Raw genomic sequence first — 25,653 nt, 5'->3', positions numbered from 1 at the left:
CGATGGCGGAGACGAGGGGCGTCCTGCTGCCGGCCTACGTGGTGGCAGACGAGTCGGGCTCGATGGCGCCGTACCAGCGTGAGCTGGGGGACGGGGTGGCGTCGCTGTGCGAGGGGCTGCGGGCGGAGCCGATGGTTGCGGCCAAGCTCCGGCTGGCCGTGCTGGGCTTTTCCGACGACGTCCAGGTCCGGCTCGCGGTGGCGGACATGCGCACCGAGACCGCGGTGCCCCGGCTGGTGATCCGCGGGGTGACCAACTACCGGGCCGTCTTCGAGGACCTGCTGCAGCGGATCCCCGGCGACGTGAAGTGGTTGCGCGGCGAGGGCTACCGGGTGCACCGCCCGGTGGTCTTCCTGCTCAGCGACGGTCAGCCCACCGACGGCTCGTCCTGGCACGCGCCGCACGCGGAGCTGACCGACCGGGACCGCACGCCGACCGCGCCGAACATCATCGCCTGCGGTCTCGGCGATGCCCGGGCGCAGACCATGGTCGACGTGGCGACCCGCCCCGAGTTCGCCTTCCTCGCCAAGTCCGGAACCGACGTCGGCCGGGCGATCTCGGAGTTCTTCCACTCGCTCACCATGAGCCTGGTGGCCTCCGGACACGCCCTGAACTCGGCCAACCCGCAGCTGGTGGTGAATCGGCCCGACCAGTTCACCATGGCCATCGACGAGGTCGGCCGGTGACGCCCGCCCGCCGGGGCGACCCGGACTCCGTGCCGCCGGCGGCGCCCCCAAGGCCCGCCGGGCCGCCCCCGGCGACCGGGCCGGACCCGGTGCCGTGGCAGCGGATCACCGTGGACGTGCCGGGCCTGGAGTTCGAGGCCCGGCCGCCCAGCCAGTACGCCTTCGACTTCCCCGACAGCGAGTGCGAGGGCTGGTCGACCGACCGGCTCACCCTGCGGTTCGCCTCCGTCCGCGGCGCCAAGCACCGCTACTACCGGCAGCCGCGCCAGGACGCGGCGCGCGCCGCCGTGCACGAGGCCACCGGCAGCATCGTCTTCGCGGTCGCCGACGGCGTGTCCAGCGCCGCCGAGTCCCACCAGGGCGCCGTCGAGGCGTGCCGGGCCGCCGTCGAACGCATCCTGCACCTGCTCGACCGGGGCGCGGAGCGGCTGGACGGCGCCGACGTCGCGGCCCACGCCGCGGAACGGCTGTGCGAACTGGCGCGGTGGCGGCTCGGCGTCGCCGCGCCGCAGGCGGCCGAGGTGGCCCGGCTGTACGCGACCACCCTGGTGGCGGGGGTGGTCCGTGCCGCGGGCGACGCCCTGGAGGTCGAAGTGTTCCGGATCGGCGACTCCGGGGCGTGGCTCCTCGACCGGGCCGGCGGCGGCTATCACCCGCTGTTCGGCGGCAAGGCCGTACCGGGCACGCCGCTGGTCGGCAACGAGGTCTCCCCGCTTCCCCTGGTCCCCGACCGGCCGGAGACCGCCGTCGGACGGCTGGCCGAGCCGTGGACGCTGCTGGTCGCCACCGACGGGTTCGGCGACCCGCTCGGCGAGGGCGACGGCCGGGTCGGGGAGCTGTTCGCCCGTCAACTCGCTTCGCCGCCTCCGCCGTTGTGGCTCGGCCACGTGCTGGACTTCACCCGGGAGACCTTCGACGACGACCGTACCCTGCTGGCGATCTGGCCCCGGGCCGAGGGAGCGAGGTGAGCGCGCGGCCGGCCGCCCCGGTCGAGTTCGCCACGCTGGCCCTGGACGGGGAACTCGGCCGAGGAGGCCAGGGATCGGTCCACCGGGTGCGCAACAAGCGCATCAACGAGTCGGCGGCCGACGGCGGTTGGGAGGTCGTCTACAAGGAGTACGCCCCCACGGTGCTGCCGCAGGTGGACGCCGCCGCGCTGGCCGCCGCGGTCGCGCTGCCCGGGCGGCTGACCGGCGAACAGGGGCGCTGGCTGTGCGAGAAGACCGCCTGGCCGGCCGCCGTGGTCCGGCGCGGCGGACGGACGTGCGGGTTCCTGATGCGGGCCGTCCCCGACCGCTTCCGCTTCACGCTCCGGACCCTGGCGGCCGGCAACCAGGGCTCGCCCCGGCTCGCCACCCTGGAGTACCTCCTCAACGAGGACGCCTACGTCGCCGGGATCGGACTGACCGTCACCGACCGGGACCGCCTGCTCCTGCTCGCCGACCTGGCGACCACCCTCGACCGGCTCCACCGCTTCGGCGTCGCCGTCGGCGACCTCTCGCCGAAGAACCTGCTCTTCGCCCTTGCACCGCAGCCCGAGTGCTTCCTCATCGACTGTGACGCGGCCCGCCTCGACGGTGCGACGGTGCTGCCGCAGGCCGAGACCCCGGACTGGCAGGTCCCCGCGGGCGAGGAGCGGGCAACACGGCACAGCGACACCTACAAGCTCGCCCTGCTCGCCGTCCGCCTCTTCGCCCGCAACCAGAGCACGACCGACCCGACCGCGCTAGCGGCGATCGACCAGGCCCTCGGCGACCTGGCCCGTGACTCGCTCGGCCCCGACCCGGTCGCCCGGCCGACGCCCGCCGCATGGGCCGAGCAACTGGCCTCGGCGTCCGGCAGGTTGAAGCCCGGCGGCGGGCCGAAAGCCGCAGTCGGCGCGTCCACCAGCACCGCACCGAAGCACCCCCGGCAGACCAGGCGACCCCCCAGCCAGCAGGGCAGCGCCGGTTGGCCACCCACCATCACCGGGCCACAGAAGCCGCCCCGCACCGCCGCGGCCAAAGCCGCCAAGGTCCTCGGCACACTCGCCGCAGCCCTGGTCCTGCTACTGGTGATCTTCAACAGCCAGCACTCCTCACAGCCCGACGCCACCACAACCGCCGACGGTGGTCAGACGGCGGTCTCCCCAGTTGTCGTCCCGTCCGACACCTGGACGCCCGCTCCGGATCCCACGACCGACTCACCTCTCCCCGAGCCGACGACCGCGATCCCGACCACACGGGTGCCCCCGCCCCCACCCCCACCCCCGCCCCCACCCCCACCCCCACCCCCACCCCCGCCGCCGCCTCCTCCTCCGCCGCCGCCTCCTCCTCCGCCTCCGCCTCCTCCTCCGCCTCCTCCGCCTCCTCCTCCGCCTCCTCCGCCTCCTCCGACGTACTACTACGGGGCCATAGCCGTGTCGCAGGACGGCAGCAACGGCAGGTCCTGGGACGCCGGTTCCCAAGCTGCCGCCGACCAGAAGGCGCTGGACGAATGTCCTCGCTCCAACTGCAAGATCCTCGCGCGCTTTGTCAACGGCTGCGGCGCGGTCGCGTACAACCCGCAGACCAACATGTACTGGGGCGGGTTCGGTGCCACAGCGGTGAAGGCGGAGGACAACGCCATCGCACAAGCTGGAGGCGGCCACTGGATCACCTATGTGTGCACCACGCGGCAGCGGGCGCAGTGAACCCATGTTCTATGGCTAAGAGCCCGTCTCGCTGGCCCTTGCTGTCTACCGCAGCACCGCCGAACCACACGAAATGCGACAACTGGCGTGGATCCAACGTTTACGTCACGGGACGCACCAGCACGCCGAACTACCCCGCGTTCTGCGGCCAGGACGCCTCTACCTACTGGCGCTCCAACGAGTTCCCCGACCTCGGCTACACCGTCTGCTGGCGCTGGCGCTGACCCCGCCGCGCGGCGACCGATCCACCATTCCACCGAGTTCAAGGATCCGACATGGCATACCGCTACCGGTGCGGCGAGTGCGGCTTCAAGACCTCCTGGGGCACCGAGTCCCAGGGCGAGCGGGCGCAGATCGCGCACTACACCGACCGCCACCCCGGCCTGCACCCCGGCGGAATCGTCGAGGCCAACACCAAGAACCCGGAGGGTGGTGGCTGCCTCAGCTGCCTCGGCATCCTCGCCGTGCTGTTCCTGCTGTTCGTCCTCGCCGCCTCGTGCAACCGATGAACGGCGCTGACCCCAACACCGCGACCAAGAGGACCTCATGACGAAGCACTACTGGAACCAGGACGCGGCCGCACCGGCACCACCCACCTGGCAGCAGACGCCACGAGCGGTGCCGCCCCAGCTCGGCCGCGGCGGCGGCGCGGCACCGTCCGTGCCCGTGCAACCGACTGCCGCCGGTCCCGCCGCGCAGCCGCCGGCCGCGTCGGTGACGCCGCCCGCCGCGCGGTCGGCGCGCCGGGGAGCGGGGATGCTGCGCCACTGGCGGCTGCTGGTGGCCGCAGTGGTGCCTTGCCTCCTGCTGGCCGGCATCGGGTGGTGGTTCTGGCCGCAACAGCCGACGAACCTCCCTCCGCACATCGCCGAGGGGACGGTCCAGGCGCACCTGCTCGGCCCCGACGACGTCAGCAGACTGGCCGGAACGACGGTGGTGGCCGGACCCCAGTCGGACCGTCCCCATGCCCCGCTCGCCGCGGCCCCGTCAGAGTGTGCCGTCGCTGCCGGACCGACGACGCAGTCGGTCTACGGGCAGGCGTGGAAGGCGTTTCTGTCGGCGACCTACCAGGACGCCGCAGGGTCGGGCAGCTACACCGTCAACCAGGTGATCGGCGTGTTCCCGGACAGCGAGAAGGCGACCGCGGCCTTCCGCACGCTCACCGACGGCCTCACCAAGTGCCCGTCCTCGACCCTCACCGACCAGGCCGGACGCACCTCGAAGTGGACCTACGCGACGCACCCCGCCACCGAGGACGCGGTGGCGTGGACCGCGACGCAGGGCGACACCGCGAACTGGGCCTGCTACCACCAGGCCAGGGTGAAGAGCGCCAGCCTGATACAGGCCTCCGTCTGCCAGGCCGGTGACGGCGAGCCCACCGCCTTCCTGATCGCCGACGAGCTCACCGGCAAGGTGACCGGATGACCGCGCCCTCACGTTCGGCGGCCGCGCGCCGCCGACGGACGCTGCCCTGGATCCTGCACCTCGTGCTGATGGCGCTCCTGGCGCCGATCGTCGCCGCGGGCGCGCAGACGATCGCGGCGACCGAGGCCGTGGCGGTGACAGCGCAGGCCGGAACGCTCGCCCCCGCTCCGCTGGTGGCGCCCGGGGGTTTCGACGCCGCCATGGCGACCCTGATGGCGGAGATCAATGAGGCGAACCGTCAGGCGGCCGAACAGGTGCGGCAGGAGAAGGAGGTGGTCGCCGAGGCGGAGCGGATCACCAAGGAGGCCGCCACCATCCGCGACAGCAAGGCGGCGCTCAACGCCAGGGTCGCGGAGGTGAACCAGGAGATCAGCAGCCACAACGCGCGCGCGAAGGCCGTGGACGGTGAGATCGCCGCCCACAACGCCAAGCCGAACACGTTCCAGCTGCCCGCGGAGGCGGGCGCGGCCGCTGCCTTCGACGCCGAGGCGCGCCAACTGGAGGCCGAGAAGGACCAGGAAAACGCCGTGGAGGACAAGATCCAGGGCGAGGAGAGCCAGATCGGGCAGGAGGCTTCCCAGGTCGACGCCAGGTCCTCCCAGCTCGACGCCGCCTCCAGGACCAATGACTCGAAGGCCTCCGATCTCAAGACGAAGGAACAGCAGCTCCAGTCCCGGCGCCAGCAACTGCTCGGGCAGATGGCGCAGGTGATCCAGAGCTTCTCCTCCGTTCCGTCGAACCCGGCGGCCGCCATGGACCAGGGCGGCGACGCGCCCGCTCCGCCTCCGCAAGCCGGCAACCGGCTCGCCGACCAGGACGAGGACACTGGCGACAGCCCCTACCGGCAGCCCCGGGCCGCTGCGCTGACGCAGTACGCGAAGCAGCACGGCACCACCGTCGACGCGCGCCCGGGCACGGCGTACCTGACGCCCGACGCAATCCGGCGGCTCCCGGCCGCGCAGGCAGCCACCCTCGGCAGCCCTGCCATCAGCTACGACGGGCTGGTCCGCAAGCCCAACGGCCACTACACGGCGCTACGGGTGCAGGCCCCGTCCGCCGCCACTGCCCCGGCCCCGGCGGTCGTCGGATCCGGCGGGCTGGTCGTGCACCGCAATGGCGAACAACTCCCCGTCGACGAGGTCACGACCGTCGAGGAAGCTCCCGTCTCCGCGGACCCCGCTGCGGGACACAGCAGCCCGCCCTCCGGGGAGAACGGCAACCGCAGCGTCCCCACCTGCAAGGACCGGAAGCCTTCGGGGGCCACGGACCTGAACCGCGGAGGATGGGTCGACTACCTGCCGTCGGACGCTCAGGGCCGTAACCGGGGAGTCAGGGCATGTCTCGAAGGGAAGCCCAGCTCCAAGAGGGGGCAGTCCGCGACCAGTGCCGGCAACATCCGGGGCTGGATCGACGCTCAGGCGCGGGTGGTCGCCCTTGGATTCAGTTCGACATTCGACCTCGCCCGCTGCCACTCCGTGCCGCGCATGGCCGGCGGGACGGCGGACGAGCGGAACCTGACGCCGTGTTTCCAGCGGGGGGCCAACACCAACCAGGCAACCGGCGGCACCATCACCAACAGCATGCGGACCTTCGAGAGCAGAGCCGAGAGCGGCATGAAGCGGGGCTACGTGCTGTACAGCGTGCGTCCGCAGTACAACAACACCAGCAGCACCATTCCGAGCAAATGGGATATGGCGCTCTATGCGTGGGATGCCACCACCGGGGCGAGCACGGACATCGCATGGACGGTCGTGGACAACGCGAGCTACGGCCCGACCGGACTTGTGAACCTGGGAAACTAGCCTCCGGCGAGAACGGGCGGCCGACGGGAGTGGACATGAACGTCGAGGAGATGCTGGACCGGCTGGGCGCGGTGATCGGGCCGCCGCCTGCGGGCGGAGTGGTGCCGGTTCCGTGGGAGCTCGGGCGTGAGGTGATCGGTTTCCAACTGCCCGCGGACTACCGGGCGTTCGTCGACCGGTACGGGATGGTCAGTATCAGGGGCGAGCTGCACATTTGCACACCGTCGGCAGTGCCTAGTCCCAAGAGCGAGCAGCCGCTCGGCTTCGAGGGATTCCTGCACTACACGACGGACCCCTACGGATACTGCGCCATGCTGGCCCAGGCCTACCGAGACGGGGATTACAAGGAGTGCCCGTATCCGTTGTTCCCGGCCGAGGGCGGGCTTCTGAAGTGGGGCAACAACTGGAGCTCCGACCACTTCTTCTGGCTGATGCGGGGCCCGGACCCGGACCGGTGGCCGGTCGCCGCCAAGTTCGACTCGATGCGGGAGTGGGACCTGTTCGAGGGCGGCTTCCTGGAGTTCCTGCTGGCGGCGGTGACGGAACAGTATCCGTACCATGGGGACGTTGTTCCCGGCGGGATGAAGCAGGTCGGCGATGGCCGTGATTATCGCCCTCGGGGTGACTGGTCGAAGCAGCTGCGGCAGTGAACCCACGAACATGGTCAACGACCATGCCCGGGGCGATCCTTGGGGGTTGCCGGGCGGCTTCGGACGAGCGGTGGGAGCAGCGGGAGCGAACGGCTTGGAGCGACGGGGCGTCCGTCGACTGCCGCCGGGCCGACGTCGACAAGCTCGTCCATCGGGAGGCCAAGGCGGTCGAGCGGCACCAGCCTGCGGGGTCAGTTCACCATCGGCCTGTCGGGGCGCGGCGTCCAGGGTCGGTGAGATGTTGTCAGGCGGTGCTCGGGGTGTCGGGTCGGGGGTTCGCCCGTGTCCCGGCACGCCGGCCGATCCCCTGTTCCTGTGTCGTGGGTGCGCCTTCGGCTTGTCGTCTCAGTGCGCGCCGCAGCTCTTGTACCGAGTCTTTCGCTCGGGCGTGGTCTTGTACGGCGAGCTCCAACGCGCGTTCCGACTCTTCGAGGGACCCCTGGCGCCCGGCGAGGCCGATTATTGTGGACTTGCCGGCGCTCGGCAGACCGGTCAACCACACCGTTGCCCCGCAGGAGCACGTGGGACACGTCTGGTCGTGTGGGATGGTCACAGCTGCACCGCTCGCGGGTGCCCGAGGGTCTTCCCCCGCGTGTCGAAGAGCAGATCTGCGCGATCGGCGAGCTTGATGACGTCGATGTCGCTGTGGGGCTGTAGCAGGATCGTGAGGTCGGCCGTCTCGGCGTCGGCCAGGTAGTCCGTCACCCGCTCCACCGGTGTTCCGGCCACGCCCCAGGTCGCGACCTTGGGATCGTAGTACCGGACGTCCGCCCCGCGTCGTCGCAGTTCGAGCACGAGCGCGGTGGCCGGCGTCTCGCGCTGGTCGGAGATGTCGGGCTTGTAGGTGACACCCAGCAGCAGCACCCGAGAGCCGTTCATCGCCTTGCCCCGGCCGTTGAGCAGATCGACCGACCGCTGGACGACGTGCACCGGCATCCGCCGGTTGATCTCCTGCGCCAGCTCGACGAACCGGAACGGAATGCCCAGCGACCGGACTTTGTAGGAGAGGTAATTCGGGTCGATGGGAATGCAGTGGCCGCCCACGCCGGGCCCGGGATAGAACGGGGCGAATCCGAACGGCTTTGTCGAGGCGCAGCGGATGGCGTCCCACAGGTCGACGTCGATCTCGCGGCAGAACATGGCCATCTCGTTGACCAGCGCGATGTTGACGTGCCGGTAGGTGTTCTCAAGGAGTTTCGCCATCTCTGCTTCCCGCGGGCTCTTGGCCTCCACCACCTCCCCGACGAAACGCTCGTAGAGCCGGCGGGCGGACTTCGTGCAGTCCGGAGTGCACCCCCCGACCACCTTGGGGGTGTTCTCAAGTCCGAAGTCGGGATTTCCCGGGTCGATGCGCTCGGGGGAGAAAGCGAGGTGGAAGTCGATCCCGACGCGCAGTCCGCCGGCCTCCAGCGCCGGCCGGACGACGTCATCGGTCGTGCCCGGGTAGGTCGTCGACTCCAGCACCACCAGCGTCCCGGCTCGCAGGTGATCGGCCACCATGGCGACCGCGCTGTTCACCGCGGACAGGTCGGGAGCCCCATGCTCGGTCAACGGCGTCGGCACGCAGATCACCACCGCCTTCGCGCTGGCGATCACCGAGGCCTCGGTGGTGGCCCTGAACCCGTGGTCCAGCATCGCCGCCACGTCGGCGTCGGAAATGTCATCGACGTGGGAGCGCCCCGCGTTGAGCCCGTCCGCCACCGGACGGCTCAGGTCCAAGCCTGCCACCCGCAGGCCCGCCCGAGCGGCCCCACGGGCCAGCGGTAGGCCCACATAGCCCAGGCCGACCACGACCAGATCAATATTTGTACGGGAGCTCATTGTGCGCACAACCCCCCAGAGCGACGCTTGGACAATATTCATTCGATCCACCGCCGGTGCGGCGACTACAGAGACTGCCTCCACTCGAAAGGAAGGGCCTCTGTGCTGTCAACCCATTGACGAGAGGTACCTGCGAATTCCGAAAGGATGGTCGTATACGGCCCTTTGGTGACGACGGCGTAATGCTACGAAATGCAGTGGCGTCCAGCACGTCGAAATGCCGGCAGTGGAGCCGGCGTACGAATTCCGGTACTTGTCGGACATAGTTGAACCAGCACAACGGGCATCGTGAAGCAGGTTCTCCCCGTTCGTGCCAGCGTCACGAAGGCGTCTCCACTGTGCGCCTGGCCAGCGCGGATCGGGCGGGTTCACCGCCGATGGCCTCCGCCCGGCGTGCCTCGGCGAGGACATCGGCGGCGGTCAGGCGGGCGGCCCCGGCACGGAACCGGTCCAGCAGGTGCTCGGCGTCGTCCAGCAGCTCCTGCTCGGTGCGGGGGCGGTGGTTGAGCGGCATCCCGTCCAGCAACAGGCGCTCCAACGCCGAATACAGCTCGGACCGGCCGACCTCCCGGATCGTGAACGACAGGTGCACGGACAGCTCGTCCTGCTCTCCGACCGCCTCGTGTGCGTATCCGCGCGGGATGTAGAGCACCTCGCCCTCGCGCACGACCTCCGTCAGCAGCGCCGGGCCCACGTTGCCGGCCCGGCCCGGCGACCAGGCGGTGTTGCGCGGTCCGTCGTAGACCTTCCAGCGCTTGCCGCCCTGGATCTGCACCAGCAGCACGTCGGCGTCGTCGCGGTGTACGGGCAGACCCTGCTCGCCGGGCGGGGTCGCGAACAGGAACGCCTCGACGCGGTGCCCGAGCTTCCGTTCGAGCAGCGTGGCGGCCTCGCGGGTGGCCATGTGCCAGTGCTCCACATTGCGCAGCAGCAGGGTCACGCCGTCGTCCATCATGCGCCTGATGCCCTCGGCGTCCGCGAAGCCCTCGGCGAGCACGTTGTTGACGGTGCGAGCCTTCGTGTAGTCGCCTGCGTCGATCGTCGTGGACTTGCGCACCATTTCCACGTAGGGCACGCGCAGCAGTCCCGAATCGATCGCGTCGTCGACCTCCCGCAGGCTGATCGGGCTCGGCGACCCGATCGGGCCCGTCGAGTCGGGCGCCTGCTCCCGCTCCCGCGGCCTGAACACCGCCGGAGCGGTGCGCCAGTGTTTCGCGTAGAAGTCCGAGACGTCGCCGACCAGGCTCGGCAGTACTTCCCGACTCGTCATCGTATTCCTCCCTGTCCGGCCGGTGGGCTCAGCCCAGCCGCCCGTCGCCGTTCAGCTCGGCGAGCGCGGCGGCGTCGAGCTCGATGTTCAGGGCACCGAGCGCGATCGCGGCCTCGGCCGGGTCGCGGGGCCCGATGATGGGGAAGGCCGCCTGGTGCGCCAGCACGTAGGCGAGGGCGACGTTGATCGTCTCGACGCCGAGCCGCGCGGCCAGCCGCTGGGCGCGCTCGCGGCGGCCGCGGTTGGCCGGCGTGTCCCAGCAGCGCACCATGTTCGGGTCGAGCAGGCCGGGGTCGACGCTGGAGAAGAACCCGCGCGCCTGACTGGACCAGGGGATCAGTGCCACGTCATTCCGGGCGAACCAGGCGAGGTCGTCCTCATCGGCGGCGATGCACCCCGGGTACAGCGGCTCGGCCATCTCCGCCAGCGCGAAGTGGTTGCTCACCGCGGCGAAGCCCTGCCCGCCCGTGGAACGCGCGTACGCGGTGGCCTCCTCGACGCGGGCCCGTCGCCAGTTGGAACCGCCGTAGGCGCCGATCCGGCCGGCGCGGACCTCGGCCTCCAGCGCGTCCACCCATTCGCCGACCGGGACCTGCTCGTCGTCGCGGTGCAGCAGGTACACGTCCACACACTGGACGCCCAGGCGCTCCAAGGAGATCGAGAGCTCTTCGGTGATCGTCTCGGGCGCGCACTTCGGCGGGTGCGCCCCCTTGGCGATGATTACCGGCGGCTCGTCCGGCGTGTTGCGGGCCAGCCACGTGCCGAGGACCTCCTCGCACACGCCGCCGCCGTAGGCGAAGGCCGTGTCCAGGAGATTGCCGCCCTGCCCGAAGAAGTGCTCCAGCAGGGGTGCGGCCTTCTCGTACGTCCGCATGCCGGACGTGCCGAGCGTGATGCGCGAGACCTCGCGGTCCACGCCGGCGATCTTCCCGTACTTCATCGTCATCGCTGTGTCCCTCTCATCGGCTCTCGGCGCTCAGGCCGACTTGTTCGAGTACGGACCGGCTGGGCAGGTTCGCCATCACCTGCCGGACCTTGGTCCGCGCGAGCTCTCGGTGTTCTTCGTGCGCGTCCGCCGCGATCGCGACCGACGCCTGCGTGTACAGGTTGTTGAGGACCGTGCCCAGGTACCCGGAGAAGCACGACAGGTCCCTGACGCGGCCGGGGCCGCCAGCCCGTGCGTACGCGGCCGCCGTGGCGGCGACGCGGTCCGTCCGCGCCCGGCCGTCGGGCGCGTGCCAGGCCATCAGGGCCGCGGCGAGCTCGTGGTCGGCCGAGCCCGGTCCGGCGTTGTCCCAGTCGACGAGCACGAACCCGCCGGTGCGCTCACGCATCACGTTCGCGGGCGTGAGATCGAGGTGGCACATGACCAGGGCGTCCCGGTCCAAGGGGACGACGAGCTCGGACAGCTCCCCGACCGCGGGCATCAGCCGTTCGAGCCCGTCGGCCCACTCGACGCGCTGTGCGCGCAGCGCGTCGAGCAGCTCCTGCCAGTGATCCGCGGTCGGCACGCGCTCGAACCTGCTGTCCGGCGCACCGGCGCCCGGGTCCCGCAGAGCCAGCCGGTGCAGCCGGGCCAGGCAGTCGCCGAGCCAGTCCGCGGCGTGCCCGGCGGCATGGTCCGCGGGAGTCAGGGGCCTGCCGTCGATCCAGCTGTAGAGCCGGACGTAGACGTTCCCGAGTTCGGGGGGAAGCCGGCAGAGGTAGTCGCCGTCCACGGTGGGCAGGCTCTGCGGGCACGCGACCCCGGTGGCCCGCGCCGCCGTCTCGAACCGGACCCGGCCGCGGATCTCCTGCTCGTCCTGGTCGTCGTCCCAGAACAGCTCCTTGAGCGCGTGCCGGGTGCCGGCGGCCGTCAGCTCCCAGATCCGGCCGCAGAGCCCGCGGGCCGTCGGCTCCGCGCCGAGCGCGGTGCCGGCCAGCCCGAACCTTTCCCCCACGTAGGCCGCGGCGGCCGGTGTGGGGGCGAACGCCTGCCGGGTGCTCATCGGCCCGTCCGGCCCAGCTCGGCCGTCATCGACCGCACCGTCGGGAAGTCGAACACCGTGTCCACGCTGATCGCGCCGCCCAGCTTCGCCCGGACCCTGGACACGAGGCGCAGTGCCAGCAGGGAGTGCCCGCCGATCTCGAAGAAGTCGTCGTCGGGCCCCACGGCGACACCGCCGAGTACCTCCGACCAGAGCGTGGCCACCTCCCGCTCGGGCCCGGTCAGCGGGGCGCGGTCGGCCGGGTCCGCGGTCCCGGCCGACGGGCCGGGCTCCGGCAGCGCCGCCCGGTCCAGCTTGCCGCTCGGCGACAGAGGCAGCCGATCCAGGTCGACGAGTGCCTGCGGCACCATGTAGGCGGGCAGCGCGGCCGCGAGGTGCTCGGTCAGTTCGGCGGAGGTCACGGCGGCGTCGGCCTTGACGACGTAGCCGATCAGTCTGGCCGGGTCGCCCTTCGGCTCGACGGCGCAGTCCGCAACGGCAGGGTGGGCGAGCAGCACCTGCTCGATCTCGGTCGGCTCGATCCGGTAGCCCCGCAGCTTCAGCTGCCGGTCCGCGCGATTCAGGAACTCGAGCCCGCCGTCGCTCCGCAACCGCACCACGTCGCCGGTCCGGTAGAACCGGCCGTCCTCGCCTGGCAGGGTGGTGAAGCGCTCCTCGGTGAGTCCGGCGGCGGTGTAGCCGTCGGCGACTCCGGTACCGCCCAGGTAGAGCTGGCCCGGCAGGCCCGGCGGCACCGGCCGCAGCCGGTCGTCGAGGACCCGGGCCAAGGTGTTGGCCAGCGGCGTGCCGATCGGCACCGGCGACTCGCCGCCGTGGAGCCGGTACGCCGTCGACCAGATGGTGGTCTCGGTGGGGCCGTACAGGTTCCAGCACACGGCGGCCCGTTCGACCAGCTCCGCCGCCAGGTCTGCGGGCATCGCCTCCCCGCCGCACAGCGCGGTGAACCGGTTGGCCGGCCACCACTTCGCGGCCACGAGCATGCGCCAGGTCAACGGTGTCGCCTGCATGACCGTCGCCGAGTGCCGGGCCAGCAGGCCGACCAGCGCTTCCCCGTCCGAGGCCGACCTCTCGTCGGCGATGACCACCTGGCCGCCGGACACGAGCGGGAGCAGCAGTTCCAGCAGCGAGATGTCGAAGGCCAGCGTGGTCACGGCCAGCAGCGTGTCGGCCTCGGTGAAGCCGATCCGGGCCCGTATCGAGGCCAGGAGCCCGGCCAGCGCGCGCCGCGGCACTCGCACGCCCTTGGGCCGACCGGTCGAGCCCGAGGTGTAGAGCACGTACGCCTCGCTCCCGGGGTCGGCGGCGTGCTCGGGAGCCGGCCCGGGTTTGCCGTTGACGAACTCCTTGTGACGGCCGGGGAACCGGCCGCCGATCTCCGGAGTGGTCACGATGACCTTGACGTCGGCGTCGTCGAGCACATACTCGTTCCGAGCCGCGGGGTGCCGGTGGTCCAGCGGCACGAAGGCGGCGCCGGTCAGCAGCACGCCCACCAGTCCGACCACGGTGGAGACGGAGCGGTCGACGCACAGGCCGACCCGGTGGCCGGGGCCGATGCCGAGCGCGGCCAGTCGGCCGGCCAGCCCGTCGGCCCGGGCCCGGAGTTCGGCGTAGGTCAGCGTCCGCCCGCCCGCCGTGACCGCCGGGGCGTCGGGGCGCGCGGCGGCCTGGCGCGCGATGAGCGCGACGACGTCGTCCTCGACCGGGAAGTCCCGCGCCGTCCCGCTGGAGGCGGCGATGGCCGTGCGGTCCTCGGGCACGAGCATGTCCAGGGCGTCGACCGCCCCGCTCGGATCGTCCACCGCCGAGCTCAGCAGCCGCAGGTAGTGGTCGACCATGCGCTGCGCCGCGTCCTGGTCGATCAGATCGGTGTTGAATTCCCACATCAGGGCGAGCTTCTCCCGCTCGCCCGGGTCGCCCGCCCGGCGCAGCTGCTCGGCCCGGGGGATGACGACGACGTTGAGGTCGAACTTGGCACTGCCGTTGTTGTGCTCGACCAGCGTGCCCCGCGCCCCCGGCCAGTCGAACGACGGCACCGGCGAGTCGTGGAAGCTGAAGCAGGTCTGCACCAGCGCGTTCCGGCTCGGGTCGCGCGGCAGGTCCAACGAGCGCACGACGTCCTCGAAGGGGGCCTCGCCGTGCGCCAGCGCCTCCAGCACGGCGTCGCGGGTCTGGCCGAGCAGCTCCTGGAAGGACAGGTCCTTGTCCAACCGCAGCCGCATGCCGACCATGTTGACCAGCATGCCGAGCAGGTTCTCGGTCTCCGGGCTGTCGCGGTTGGCCAGCCAGGAGCCGATGGTCAGGTCGCGGGCCCCGCTGTAACGGTTCATCAGCACGGCGAACCCGGCGAACATGACGACGAACAGCGACACGCCCTCGTCCCGCCCGCACTCGCGCAGCCGGGCATAGAGGTCGTCGGGCACCGCGACCCGGATAGCCGTGCCGCGGAAGGTCTGTTTGGGCGGGCGCTGTCGGCTCACGGCCAGGTCGAAGGTGCCCGCGCCGGCCAGCCGATCCGTCCAGTACGGAAGCACCTGCCCACGCCGGACGGCGTAGCGCCCCCGCTGCCAGGCGGCGTAGTCGGCGAACTGGACCGGCAGGTCGGCGAGCTCGGGTTCGCGCCCGTCCGCCCACGCCGAGTAGAGCTCGCCGACCTCCCGCCAGAACACCGAGACCGACCAGCCGTCGTGCACCAGATGGTGCTCGGTCTCGACCAGGGCCCAGTCGTCCTGCGCCAGCCGGATCAGGGTCCACACGGCCAGCGGGCCGGTGGCGAGGTCGAAGTCGCGGTCGAACTCGGCGCGGAGCGCCGCGGTCAGCGCCGCTTCGCGGTCGGCGTCCGCGGCTCCGCGCAGATCGCGTTCGTGCAGCGGCACCTCGGCCGGGTCGTGCACCACCTGGATCGGGCCGCTCTCGGTGAGGTGGAAGGTGGTGCGCAGGATCTCGTGCCGCCGGGTGACCTCGGTCAGGGCCCGCTGGACGAGGTCCGGCCGGAGCTCGCCGCGGAAGCGGACGACGCATTGGAAGTGGTAGGCGCGGTCGCCCCCGGCCAGCTGGTCGAGGAACATCACCTGCTCCTGGCCGAAGGAGACCGGTGCCGGCCCGGTGTCGGCGCGCGGAGCCAGCCTCGGCTCCGCGGCCTCGCGCACGGCGGGCAGGCCGGCGAGCGCCTCGGCCATCCCGGCGATCGTGCGCCGCCGGAGCGGCAGGCCCAGGGGGATGTCGAGCCCGAGCCGCCGACGCAGCCGGGTGACGAACTGGACGGACAGCAGCGAGTTGCCGCCGAGCTCGAAGAAGTCGGCCGAGCGGTCGGCGACGGGGCGGCCGAGCAGTTCGGTGAGGATGTCCGCGAGCTGCTGTTCGGTACCGGGCCGCGGCGGCTCGGCGTCCGGGCCGGTCCGCGCCGCGGCCGTCGCGGCGAGCGCGGCCCGGTCGACCTTCCCGTTCGCGGTGAGCGGGAGTGCCGCGACCACGTGGATCCGCTGCGGGACGAGGTGGCCGGGCAGCCGTGCGGCGAGCTCGGCGGTGATCGCCGCCTCGTCGGGCACGGCGTGCGGGCCGGGGGTGACGAAGGCGACGACGCGGTCGCGCGCCGTCTTCGGGCCGAGCGCGACGGCGACCGCCTGGTCGACATCTGCGGCGCCGCGCAACGCGGCCTCGATCTCGCCGAGCTCGACCCGGAATCCGTGGATCTTGACCTGCAGGTCGCTTCGCCCGAGGAACTCCAGCGTGCCGTCGGGGCGGACCCGGGCCCGGTCACCGGTGCGGTACATGCGCACGCCGAGCTCGGAGTGCCGGACGAAGGCGGCCTCGGTCTGCCGCGGGTCGTCCCAGTAGCCCCGGGCGAGACCGGTGCCGGTGATGCAGAGCTCGCCGGCAGTCCCGGCCGGGACCGGCGCGAGCGAGTCGTCGAGAAGGAGGCAGCCCTCGCCCGGCAGCGGGTCGCCGTAGGGGATGCTGGTCCAGGACGGGTCGACGTCGCCGATCTCGTAGATGAGGGAGTTGATCGACGTCTCGGTCGCGCCGCCCATGCTCACCACGCGGGCCGCGGGGTACCGGTCGCGCACCCGGTCCGGCAGGCCCACCGGGATCCAGTCACCGCTGAGCACTGCGAGGCGCAGCGGCCCGGGAGCCGGCGTGCCTGATTCGCCCAGCCAGGACACGAGCATCTCCAGCAGCGCCGGCACCGTGTGCCAGAGGCTGACCCCGTGCCGCTCCATGAGCTCGGCCCAGTGCGCCGGGTCGCCCGCACGCTCCGGGTCCGGTACGACGACCGCGCCGCCGGCGGCCAGGGGACCGAAGATCTCGTAGACCGACAGGTCGAAGCTGAGCGAGGTCAGCGCGAGGGAGCGGTCCCGCGGCCCGACGCCGAAGCGCCGGTTGATCTCCAGCACGGTGTCCGCGACGCCGCCGTGCTCCACCATCACGCCCTTGGGCGTGCCGGTCGAGCCCGACGTGAACATGACGTAGGCCAGGCTGTCCCGGGTGCCCGCGGCCGGTCCGGCCGGCGCGCGGTCGATGCCCTCCAGGGTGGAGACGGCCGCGTCCGCGGGCCAGGCCGCGGACGTCAGCAGCGAGGCCTGCGTGAGCACATGGGAGCAGCGGCCGAGCTCGACCAGCTGCCGGAGCCGGGCCTCGGGCAGGTCGGCGGAGAGCGGCAGGTAGGCCGCCCCCGCCTTCAGGACGCCCAGTACCGCGACGATCTGCTCCCAGCCCTTGTCCAGGGCCACGGCGACCAGTTCTTCGGGGCGCACCGATCCGCGCAGCCGTTCGGCCACGGCCTCGGCCAGGCCGTCCAGCTCGGTGTAGCTGAGCGTGCGGTGCGAGGTGATCACCGCCGGTGCCTGCGGGTCGCGCCGGGCCGCCGCGGCGACGAGTTCGTGCAGTGTCATCGGTCTTCTCGTTTCTCGTTCGGGAACTTCAGGCGTGCTCACGGGCCAGGTCGGCGATCCGGTGAAGACCGCTCAGCACGGCCTCGGGCTCGACACCGAAGTCGATCAGGCAGGCCACCTCGTCGACCCCCATGTCCTCGAAGGACCGGAGTGTGCGGCGCGCGGTGTCCGGGGACCCGAACAGGCCGCTGTCGCGCGAGTAACGGTCGAAGGCCCGGCGCAGCAGGGCTTCGCGGTCCGCCTCGGTCAGCTCGTCGATGCCTTCGACGGTCGGCCCGGACGTGCCGGTCAGGTCCAGAGAGCTGGCCAGGTAGCCGCTGAACGGCTCCCGGATCAGCTCCAGCACCTCGGCGTCGGAGCGGCCGAGCAGGGTGTGCAGCATCAGCGTGACCCGGCCGCGCGCCGAGCTTCCGTGCCGGGCGGCCAGGGTCTCCCGGTAGAGCGCGATGTTCCGCTTCAGCACGTCCGGGCGCTGGCCGAGCAGGTGGGTCAACAGATTGCCGCCCAGTTCACCGGCCAGCCGGAACGTGTCCGGGCGGCCGGAGCTCGTGATCCAGAACGGCAGGTCCGGCTGCACCGGTGCGGGATAGATCCGGACGCCGACCCGCTCGCCGCCGCCGTCCAGCCGGATGACCTCCTCGCCGGCCCACAGCCTGCGCACCACCTCGATGTGCTGCGCCAGCGTGGTCTTGCGCTCCCGGTAGGCGGTCTCGGGTTCGGGGGTCAGGGCGAAGTCCACCGCATGCCAGCCGGACGCGAAAGCGAGCGCGGCGCGCCCGTTCGACAGGTTGTCCACCATGGCCCACTCCTCCGCGACGCGGATCGGATCGTGCAGCGGCAGCACGACGCTCCCGGCCCGCACCCCGACCCGGCGGGTGACGGCCGCGACCGCCGCGCCGGTGACCGCCGGGTTGGCGTAGAGACCCCCGAAGGGATGGAAGTGCCGCTCCGGTGTCCACACCGCGTGCAGACCCGCGTCGTCGGCCAGCCGGGCCCCGTCGAGCAGCAGGTCGTAGCGTCCCTGGTCGGTGCGCGACGCGTCGTCGGCGAAGTAGAAGAGGCTGATGTCCACAGGATCTCCGTACGAGGTTTTAGGCTGAGGCACCCGAGTAGCGCCGCAGACCGCGCCGCCACAGGAACCGGGTGAAGGCGAGGCCGGCGGCGGCGAATGCGGCCAACGCGGCCGGGCCCGCCCCGGTCGCCCGGGAGGTGAGGACTTCGGCGGGCAGCGTGACGGCCAGGCCGATCGGGATCAGGACCGTGAGCCCGATCCGCATCCACCCGGGGTAGAGGCCGACCGGCCAGCGTGCCGCCTGGAACAGGCCCGAGAACAGTTCGGCGACGTTGTCCAGCTTCACGAACCAGAACGCGCTGATGGCGATCGACATCAGGAAGCTGTAGATCAGCGCGGCCCCGCACAGCAGCGTGACGGCGAAGACCGGGACCGCCGACAGGTCCACGCCGCCGGAGAGCACCGCACCGGTCGCCGTCGTGGCCAGGCCGATCGCCACGTCCAGCCCCTGCCACACCTTCGAAGAGCGCACGCTGACGGCCAGCAGGGCACCGGCGGGCTTGAGCAGCACCGCGTCGAGGGTGCCCTCCTGAATGTCCGTCAACAAGGCCAGTGCGTTGGGCATCACCAGCATCTGGGTGAAGCCGCTGAGGGTGGTGTAGACGCCGGCCAGGACCACCAGCTGGTCCAGGTCCCAGCCGTCCAGCCGCTGGACCTGGCGGAAGACCAGAGCCAGTGTGATCACCGCGGTGCCCAGGGACAGCACGGAGGTGACGATGCGCAGCAGGAAGTTCGCCCGGTACTGCATCTCGTTGAGCAGCAGCAGGCGCAGGTACAGCGCGGCCAGTCGGATGTTCACGCGCCCGCCCCGGTGAACCGGCGCACGGCGCGCTGCCAGACCACCGCCACGAGCAGCGCTCCCACGCCGATCCACAGCGCCTGGACGCCCAGCCCTGCCAGGAGCCGCGGGGCCGGGCCGGGGGCGATCAGTGCGTTGATCGGGAAGCTGAACGTCCACTCGAACGGGAACCACCCGGCCGCGCTCCGCATCCACTGCGGCAACAGTGTGAGCGGCACCAGCCGTCCGGACAGCAGCAGCTCGAACAGGAGGTAGAGCTCGAACAGCGCGCTCGCCCTGGTGGTCCAGAACGTCACCAGCCCGATCAGCCACAGGAACAGCGAGCGGATGACGAACGCCGCCCAGATCGACACCAGGAAGACCAGCACACCGGCCGGGGTCGGATGCACCGTCGGGTGGAACAGCAGGACGAGCACGGCGGCGACGGGAAGCCACTGGGCGATCCAGACGATCTTGGCCCCGCCGAAGCCGGCCAGGTCGTAGTGGATCGGATGGATCGGCAGCAGCATCCGGCCCGACATCCGGCCGGTGGTGATCCGGTGCTCGAACCCGGCCGGCGCGTAGCCGACGTTCATGTTCCGCACCAGGGTCCAGGTGATGTAGTAGGCCGCCAGGGTGCCCGGCGTGTATCCGTCGACGGATCCGCCCTGGGAGCGGGCGATCGCCGACCACACGACCAGGTAGATCACCGGCTCGGTGAGCATGCCGACCATCAGCAGCAGGCTGCTGGCGCGATAGGTCAGCTGCTGGGTCATCGACTGCCGGCCCGCGGCCGCGTAGAAGGCGCCCAGCGCCCGCACGCGGCCCGCCGCGCCCCCGGCCGTCATGGAGCCTCCGCCGTGGCCGGGGCGCCGCGGCCCGCAGGGTCGGCGCCGTCGACCCGCAGGTCGACCGCGTCCGAGGTGAAGATGTGCTCGATGACGTCCTCGATCGCGGGCCGCGTCACCGTGAGGTCCGTGACCCCACCCCCGGCCAGCAGCCGGGTCGTCACCTCCGGCACCCGTGCCGCCTCGACCCGGACCCGCAACCGCCCGGCGGAAGCGGGCCGGCACTCGCCGAACCCGCTCAGGTCCACGCCGGGATCGGTCGGCGTCACCTCGATGTCGCGGTGCGCGGCGAAGCGCTCGCCGAGCCGCGACAGGTCTCCGTCGTAGAGCACCCGGCCGCAGTGGACCACCACGACCCGTTGGCAGAGCGCTTCGATGTCGGCCATGTAGTGGCTGGTCAGCAGCACGGTCGCGGATCGGGTCCGGTTGTATTCGGCGACGAACGTCCGGATCCGCCGCTGCATGGCGACATCCAGGCCGAGGGTCGGCTCGTCCAGGAACAGCATCTCCGGCCGGTGCAGCAGCGAGCCGACCAGCTCCATCTTCATCCGCTCGCCCAGCGAGAGGTTGCGTACCGGCTTGCGCACCAGGTCGCCGAGGTCCAGCAGTTCGACCAGTTCGTCCCTGGTCTGCCGGAAACGCTCGCGGGGGATCCGGTAGATCGCCCGGTTGAGCTCGAAGGAGTCGACGGCGGGCAGATCCCATTGCAACTGGTACCGGTTGCCCATGACCAGCGCCATGCGGCGCAGGTAGGCCGGCTCGCGCCGGGCCGGATCGTGGCCGAGTACGCGCACCGATCCCGCCGAGGGGTGGAGCAGGCCGGAGAGCAGCTTGAGCAGGGTGGTCTTTCCTGCCCCGTTCGCGCCGAGGATGCCGACGATCTCTCCCGGCTCGACGCGGATGCCCACGTCCTGCAGAGCGTGCACCTGTTGCTTGCGCCGGCGGACCAGGACGCCGACCGCCGAGCGCAGCCCGGCGTCCCGTTCCGCCACGGTAAACGACCGGCCGAGCCCGGACGCCTCGATGGCCGCAGGGGTCACAGCCGGGCTCCCTCGCTGCCGAGCGGGTCGACGAGCACCATCCGGAGCTCGGCCGTGTACGGCGCGCCGGCGGCGTCGGTCAGCCAGGTCTGGCCGAGGTCCGGCAGCATCTCCGAGATCGTCACGCTCCGGCGTTCGGCGGTGTCCGCCGCGGCCCGGCGCACCGCGCGCGCGGTCTGCTCGAGCATCAGGACGCTGCTGAAGTCGGTCAGGGTCGGCTTGCGCTCCGTGTGCACGCGGCAGAAAGTCCGCACCGGCATGTCGTGCGCCTCCCGGAACTTCTGCGCCTCCCGGAACCGCCGGGCCGCGGTCTTGGCGAACGCCCACTCCAGCTCGGCCGGCTCGAAGCTCCAGGCCTCCCGTTGGACCACCAGGCGGCCGATCGAGATCCGCGGCAGGTGCCGGGCCGGCGCCAGCGGGCGGAAAGCGCCCACGATCGCGGCGGAGACCTGCTCGGCGAGCACCTCCAGCAGGTCCCACGGTCCCTCGCCGGTCTTCGAGACCACCACCAGGCGCCCGTCCTCGCGGCACACCTCCAACGCGGCGGACGGGAACACCGGGCCGGGCGCGCCGGTGTCGCTGTCGTGCAGGCACCAGTACCGGAAGTGCGGCGAGAGCAGCGCGGCCGGGTAGCTGCGGGAGTTGACCAGCGGTGAGTCCTTGCTGGGCACCGAATACCAGCGGCGGCCGGCGTGGTCGCGCTCCGCGGCTTCGAGCAGCCGGCCGACGTCCGCGTGCCGCTCCACGAAGGGGCGGGCCTCGAGCGTGTTCGTGGCCAGATGCAGCTCGCCCATCACCGCCGTGAACCGCCCGAGGCGCACCGCGTCCAGCCCGGCCGCGGCGATCATCAGGTCGGGGGAGTGGTGCCGCGCCGCGGACCACAACGGGGCGGTCGCGGGGAACTCCCGGCGGACCGCGTCCCGGATCGACTCGACGGTCGGTTCGTGGCGCCGCACGCCGTGCGGTAGCTCGAGGATCCGCGCCCACTTGGCCTGCAGCCGGGACACCGCGTCTGCCACCGGCTCCGGCGGCCCGCCGCGGGCCGTCAGCTGCCGGGTGGCCATCCCCAGCAGCTGGGACAACGGAAGGCGGTCGCGGCCGGTGGCGCGGCTGTGCCGGTCGAGCAGGGAACCGAACAGGTCCAGGTAGTTGCGGCCGGCGCGGTCGGCGAACCACCGGGCGCTGTCGGCCACCAGGCCGAGCGGCCCGCCGATCGCCGCCTGCACCGGTCGTCCGATCTCCAGACCCACGTCGCGCCTGGTGTCCTCGTAGACCAGGGTCCGCCCGGCGTACATCTCGCCGTGCCTGCGTACGGCGTCGCTGCCGGTGATCCGCAGGAACGCCTCGTCCAGCGCCGCGGTGGCGGCCATCAGCTGGTCCGGCCGGCCGGCCGCCGCGGCGACCGCGTCCCGGCCGCGCTCCAGCTCGTCGAGCGCGGCGAGCGCGCGCTCGCGCGGCTCTCGGTCGCCGACCAGGGCGAGCCGTTCCCGCAGCGTCCGTTCGGGATGCGTCTCGATCGGACCGCTCAGGTCCATCCGTACCACGCCGTCGTCCAGCCACGGCCGCAGCTCCTCGACGATCGAGTCGACCGTCGAGGTGTCCCGCCGCGCCGCCAGCTCGGCGAGGGTTCGCGATCCGTCGCACATCCGGAGCAGGGACAGGACGCCGGGCGGCAGCTCGACGGGTTCCCGGTAAGGACGCAGGAGCCGGTCGTCGTCCACGAACACCCCGCCGGAGAGCACCGGCCGCAGCCATGGACGCATGCCGGGCTGGTCGGACAGTCGCCGGGCGAGCGTGTCGATCGCCCAGTTCTCGAAGTAGACCGTGCGCTCGGCGAGCAGGCCGGGCCCGCCGGCACAGTCCATGGGCCGGTCGGACTCGGTCAACCGGCCCCAGGCGGCCGGGCCGAAGAAGCCGATGGTGTCGTTCTTGACCGTGTACCGCTGCAGGTAGTTGGCGACGAGTTGCAGATGCTTGAGCTCTGTGGTGCGGCCCGGCTCGGCCGGGCGGCCGACCTTGTCCACGGCGCTGCGCACCGCGGCGGGGTTCTGCCAGGCGACGGCCTCGCGGAACCGCGGGTCGGCCGCCACCTCGCGCAGCGAGTTGGCCAGCCGTTCGAGCTCCGCCTTCCACAGCTCGTCGAACTCCTGGTCCGGAAGACCGGCGGCCTGCGCCAGGCCGGGCGCCGAGAGCCGGCGCGCCTCGGTCACCGGGAAGCCGGCGCCGCGCAGCACGACGTCACGCCACACGGCCCAGTCGGAGCCGGCCAGCGGAAGCAGGTGGGAGCGCTCGTCCGTCTCCGGCCACGCGGGCCGTCGCGGCGCCGTCACTGGTCCCCCTCGGCAGCGGGCGCCGGGTGGACGGACAACGGCAGCAGCCGGCTCCCCGGCGGCGCGATCGCCGGACCGGGCACGAAGGACGCGCACAGGGAGCGGGTCAGCCGCGTCCGGTGCTTCTCGTACGGTTGGTACGACTCGTGGTCGAAGTCCAGGTAGCGGTTGCGGTAGCACCAACGGCAGTCCTCGAACTTCGGGTCGATGTGCTCGCGGCCGGCGCCGTGCTGGGCGCGCAACGACAGGTACTGCTCGTTGTTCCAGATCTCGCGCACGCCGGAGGTGTTCAGATCGCCGACCAGATGGTGCTCCGCGGGCGAGCCGATCAGGTGGTCGCAGAAGCCCACGCCGCCGCGGTAGTTGACGTACAGGTACATCCACGGATGCGTGCAGGTCTTGTTCGCCGTGTCGTCGTCGGCCCACAGCTCGTCCAGCGCGGTGTTGAGCTGAACGTCCACCTCGGTCGACTCGGTCACCTCCGCCAGTTCGGCGAGCGCGCGGAGCACGTCGGGACGGTGGTTCAGCAGCTGGTCCGGATGCCCGTCCGGGAGGGTGATCGGGCTGAGGTGCATACCGACGCCGAGCCGTGCAGCATGCTTGGCGATGGTGGTCAGCTCGTCGAGTGCCGCGGGCTGCACGGTCACGTTGAGGTGGATGTTGCCGGTGCCCACTCCGCTGGCGTGTGCCTCGTCGACCAGCACCTCCAGGTTGCGCAGCACCACGTTCATGTCGGCGCCGCGGCGGACCTTCCCGAACGTCTCGCGCTCGCCGGCGTCGAAGGACACCGAGATCAGGGCGCCGGAACGCACGAGCTTGCGCCACGTCGCCTCGTGGAACGCCGTCAGGTTGGTCACCATGCGGACCCGGCAGCCGTAATCGAGGGTCTGGTCGACGAACCGGGGGAAGTTCTTCAGAATCGTGCTCTCGCCCCAGCCGCGCAGGTCCACGATCTCGGCGGTGGGGAACAACTCGCGCGCGATCCGGTCGAACAGCTCCTGACTCATGTTGCGGGAGCGGTCGAACTTGCCGGCCGAGCGGCACATCGGGCAGGAGAGGTTGCAGTTCTCGGTCAGCTCCACGAACAGCACCCGGGGCAGGCTGTGCAGGAGCGTTGCCCGCTGCTCGAACTCACGGAGGTTCAGCTCGTGGTTCTCGACGCGGGCCTCGGTCCACTCGACGTGGCTGCTCAGACGCTGCTGCGCGGGCGGTGCGGACGGAGTGCTCTCGATCATGCCTGTCACGGCCTTTCTGGCAAGGCGTCGCGGACCGCGTCCACGAACTCGGTGCGGAATCCCGGGTCGGGGAAGATCGAGTACTCGTGGTGGTCGGCCTCGACGCGGTGGCGGATGACGCGCCGGGCGTGGGGCTCCCAGTTGCCGACCAGGTCGTCGGCGATGTGGGCGTTGAAGTAGTGCAGGTCTCCGGCGTAGTAGCCGGGGTGGTAGAACCGGTCGGCGCGCAGGGTGCGGGCGAAGACCTCCAGCTGGCGCCGCAGGACCTCCGGTCCGACCGTCTCCGCGAGCACGCGGGCCTCCTTCAGGCTGCTGACGACGCCCGCGTCCCCGACCGTGATGGTGTAGGGCACGTCGACGCCGATCCGGCGGAGCAGCTCCTGCAGTCTGCCGCCGATCAGCACCTCCTCCGAGGACACCCCCGCGGCGAGCGAGGGGTCCGGCGGCTGGCTGTCGATGAGGGCGAGCATCGCGACGCGCCGACCCTCCGCCAGCAGCCGGCAGGCGACCTCGAAGGCGATCGCGCCACCGGTCGAGAAGCCGCACAGCAGATACGGCTGCTCCGCCGGCAGCCGCAGCAGCTCCTCCAGGTAGATCGAGGCGAACTCCTCGATGCTGCGGGGCACCTCGCGTTCGCCCTCCAGCCCGGCGGCGCGCACGCCGACCGACTGGACCGGCAGCACCGAACGCAGGGTCCTGATGGCCATCGCCGTGCCGGAAGCGGAGTGGAAGTAGAACAGCGAGGGAGCATGTGGATCGAAATCGGCCGGCAGTTGGAGGCAGCGGTCGGACGGCGCGCGCTCGCGCAGGTACGCGGCGACCCGTTCGACGGTGTCGCGGGCGATGAGTTCGGCCCGGGGCAGCCGGGCGCGGGTCGTCTCGAACAGCCGGTCGGCGATGCGGTCGGCCGCTTCGTCGTCGCCGGATGCGCTGAACGCGGTGTCGATCGAGACGTCGGCGACGTCGAGCTCGTCCGCGTAGGCCTCGGCGACCGCCGCTTCCCACTGGTCCCGGTAAGGCCGCCTCGGGCCCTCCGGCACCGGCGCAAGTCCCTGCTCCACGAAGCCGCCAATCTCTCGGATGTTTGGCGAGAACGTTAGGGAAGTCCAGTGATCAAGCTCTGACCGCGCTCTGAACGCCGCCGACAG

19 protein-coding genes are annotated in these 25,653 nt (G+C 71.7%); 7 read left to right on the top strand and 12 right to left on the bottom strand.

The window, feature by feature from the left end:
* The first annotated feature begins 2 nt into the window (after positions 1-2).
* From ACSMTC_RS04280 to ACSMTC_RS04250, 7 genes are all read left to right on the top strand, one after another.
* Positions 3-686, top strand: a complete 684-nt coding sequence (locus ACSMTC_RS04280; RefSeq protein WP_436558291.1) for a vWA domain-containing protein — start codon at positions 3-5, stop codon at positions 684-686.
* Positions 683-1,654 (top strand): protein phosphatase 2C domain-containing protein, encoded by a 972-nt coding sequence (locus ACSMTC_RS04275; RefSeq protein ID WP_436558290.1) that lies wholly within the window; start codon positions 683-685, stop codon positions 1,652-1,654. Before ACSMTC_RS04280 ends, ACSMTC_RS04275 begins: the two co-directional genes overlap by 4 nt.
* Positions 1,651-3,357 carry a DUF4189 domain-containing protein gene (locus tag ACSMTC_RS04270; protein ID WP_436558289.1) on the top strand — a complete coding sequence of 569 codons (1,707 nt, stop codon included), beginning with the start codon at positions 1,651-1,653 and terminating at the stop codon, positions 3,355-3,357. The genes ACSMTC_RS04275 and ACSMTC_RS04270 overlap by 4 nt, the downstream gene beginning before the upstream one ends.
* A 275-nt stretch (positions 3,358-3,632) precedes the next feature.
* Positions 3,633-3,866 (top strand): hypothetical protein, encoded by a 234-nt coding sequence (locus ACSMTC_RS04265; protein ID WP_436558288.1) that lies wholly within the window; start codon positions 3,633-3,635, stop codon positions 3,864-3,866.
* Between the two features lie 37 nt (positions 3,867-3,903).
* The gene (locus ACSMTC_RS04260) at positions 3,904-4,782 is read left to right on the top strand and encodes a sensor domain-containing protein (protein WP_436558287.1); all 879 of its coding nucleotides are present in this window, start codon (positions 3,904-3,906) and stop codon (positions 4,780-4,782) included.
* On the top strand, positions 4,779-6,584 hold the full coding sequence (locus tag ACSMTC_RS04255) for a hypothetical protein (protein WP_436558286.1): 1,806 nt from the start codon (positions 4,779-4,781) through the stop codon (positions 6,582-6,584). The genes ACSMTC_RS04260 and ACSMTC_RS04255 overlap by 4 nt, the downstream gene beginning before the upstream one ends.
* Positions 6,585-6,619: 35 nt before the next feature.
* Positions 6,620-7,234, top strand: coding sequence for a hypothetical protein (locus ACSMTC_RS04250; protein WP_436558285.1), 615 nt, complete (start codon positions 6,620-6,622; stop codon positions 7,232-7,234).
* A gap of 549 nt (positions 7,235-7,783) precedes the next feature.
* Here the strand turns inward: ACSMTC_RS04250 and ACSMTC_RS04245 are convergent.
* The 12 genes from ACSMTC_RS04245 to ACSMTC_RS04190 form a co-directional block, all read right to left on the bottom strand.
* Positions 7,784-9,055 (bottom strand): nucleotide sugar dehydrogenase, encoded by a 1,272-nt coding sequence (locus tag ACSMTC_RS04245; RefSeq protein ID WP_436564587.1) that lies wholly within the window; start codon positions 9,053-9,055, stop codon positions 7,784-7,786.
* 319 nt (positions 9,056-9,374) lie between these two features.
* Positions 9,375-10,325 (bottom strand): JmjC domain-containing protein, encoded by a 951-nt coding sequence (locus tag ACSMTC_RS04240; RefSeq protein ID WP_436558284.1) that lies wholly within the window; start codon positions 10,323-10,325, stop codon positions 9,375-9,377.
* 28 nt (positions 10,326-10,353) lie between these two features.
* Complete coding sequence (locus tag ACSMTC_RS04235) at positions 10,354-11,271, bottom strand: aldo/keto reductase (RefSeq protein ID WP_436558283.1); 918 nt, start codon at positions 11,269-11,271, stop codon at positions 10,354-10,356.
* 13 nt (positions 11,272-11,284) lie between these two features.
* The gene (locus tag ACSMTC_RS04230; RefSeq protein WP_436558282.1) at positions 11,285-12,313 is read right to left on the bottom strand and encodes a phosphotransferase enzyme family protein; all 1,029 of its coding nucleotides are present in this window, start codon (positions 12,311-12,313) and stop codon (positions 11,285-11,287) included.
* The gene (locus tag ACSMTC_RS04225; RefSeq protein ID WP_436558281.1) at positions 12,310-17,202 is read right to left on the bottom strand and encodes an amino acid adenylation domain-containing protein; all 4,893 of its coding nucleotides are present in this window, start codon (positions 17,200-17,202) and stop codon (positions 12,310-12,312) included. Before ACSMTC_RS04225 ends, ACSMTC_RS04230 begins: the two co-directional genes overlap by 4 nt.
* 28 nt (positions 17,203-17,230) lie before the next feature.
* The gene (locus ACSMTC_RS04220) at positions 17,231-18,274 is read right to left on the bottom strand and encodes a MupA/Atu3671 family FMN-dependent luciferase-like monooxygenase (protein ID WP_436558280.1); all 1,044 of its coding nucleotides are present in this window, start codon (positions 18,272-18,274) and stop codon (positions 17,231-17,233) included.
* Positions 18,275-18,293: 19 nt separating this feature from the next.
* Positions 18,294-19,073: an ABC transporter permease gene (locus ACSMTC_RS04215; protein WP_436558279.1), complete on the bottom strand. Its 780-nt coding sequence runs from the start codon at positions 19,071-19,073 to the stop codon at positions 18,294-18,296.
* Positions 19,070-19,900: an ABC transporter permease gene (locus ACSMTC_RS04210; protein ID WP_436558278.1), complete on the bottom strand. Its 831-nt coding sequence runs from the start codon at positions 19,898-19,900 to the stop codon at positions 19,070-19,072. Before ACSMTC_RS04210 ends, ACSMTC_RS04215 begins: the two co-directional genes overlap by 4 nt.
* Entirely contained in the window at positions 19,897-20,940 is a 1,044-nt protein-coding gene (locus ACSMTC_RS04205) for an ABC transporter ATP-binding protein (RefSeq protein WP_436558277.1), read from the bottom strand. The genes ACSMTC_RS04210 and ACSMTC_RS04205 overlap by 4 nt, the downstream gene beginning before the upstream one ends.
* Complete coding sequence (locus tag ACSMTC_RS04200; RefSeq protein WP_436558276.1) at positions 20,937-23,270, bottom strand: lantibiotic dehydratase; 2,334 nt, start codon at positions 23,268-23,270, stop codon at positions 20,937-20,939. Before ACSMTC_RS04200 ends, ACSMTC_RS04205 begins: the two co-directional genes overlap by 4 nt.
* A complete protein-coding gene (locus tag ACSMTC_RS04195) occupies positions 23,267-24,505 on the bottom strand; it encodes a radical SAM protein (RefSeq protein WP_436558275.1) in 1,239 nt (412 codons plus the stop codon). The genes ACSMTC_RS04200 and ACSMTC_RS04195 overlap by 4 nt, the downstream gene beginning before the upstream one ends.
* Before the next feature lie 5 nt (positions 24,506-24,510).
* On the bottom strand, positions 24,511-25,566 hold the full coding sequence (locus ACSMTC_RS04190; RefSeq protein WP_436558274.1) for a thioesterase domain-containing protein: 1,056 nt from the start codon (positions 25,564-25,566) through the stop codon (positions 24,511-24,513).
* Positions 25,567-25,653 lie beyond the last annotated feature (87 nt).

This window comes from Kitasatospora sp. HPM-01-4 (assembly GCF_051374625.1).
GTDB lineage: Bacteria > Actinomycetota > Actinomycetes > Streptomycetales > Streptomycetaceae > Kitasatospora.
The sequence above is the reverse complement of the archived record's forward strand: the minus strand, read 5'-3'. Positions and strand labels throughout refer to the sequence as shown.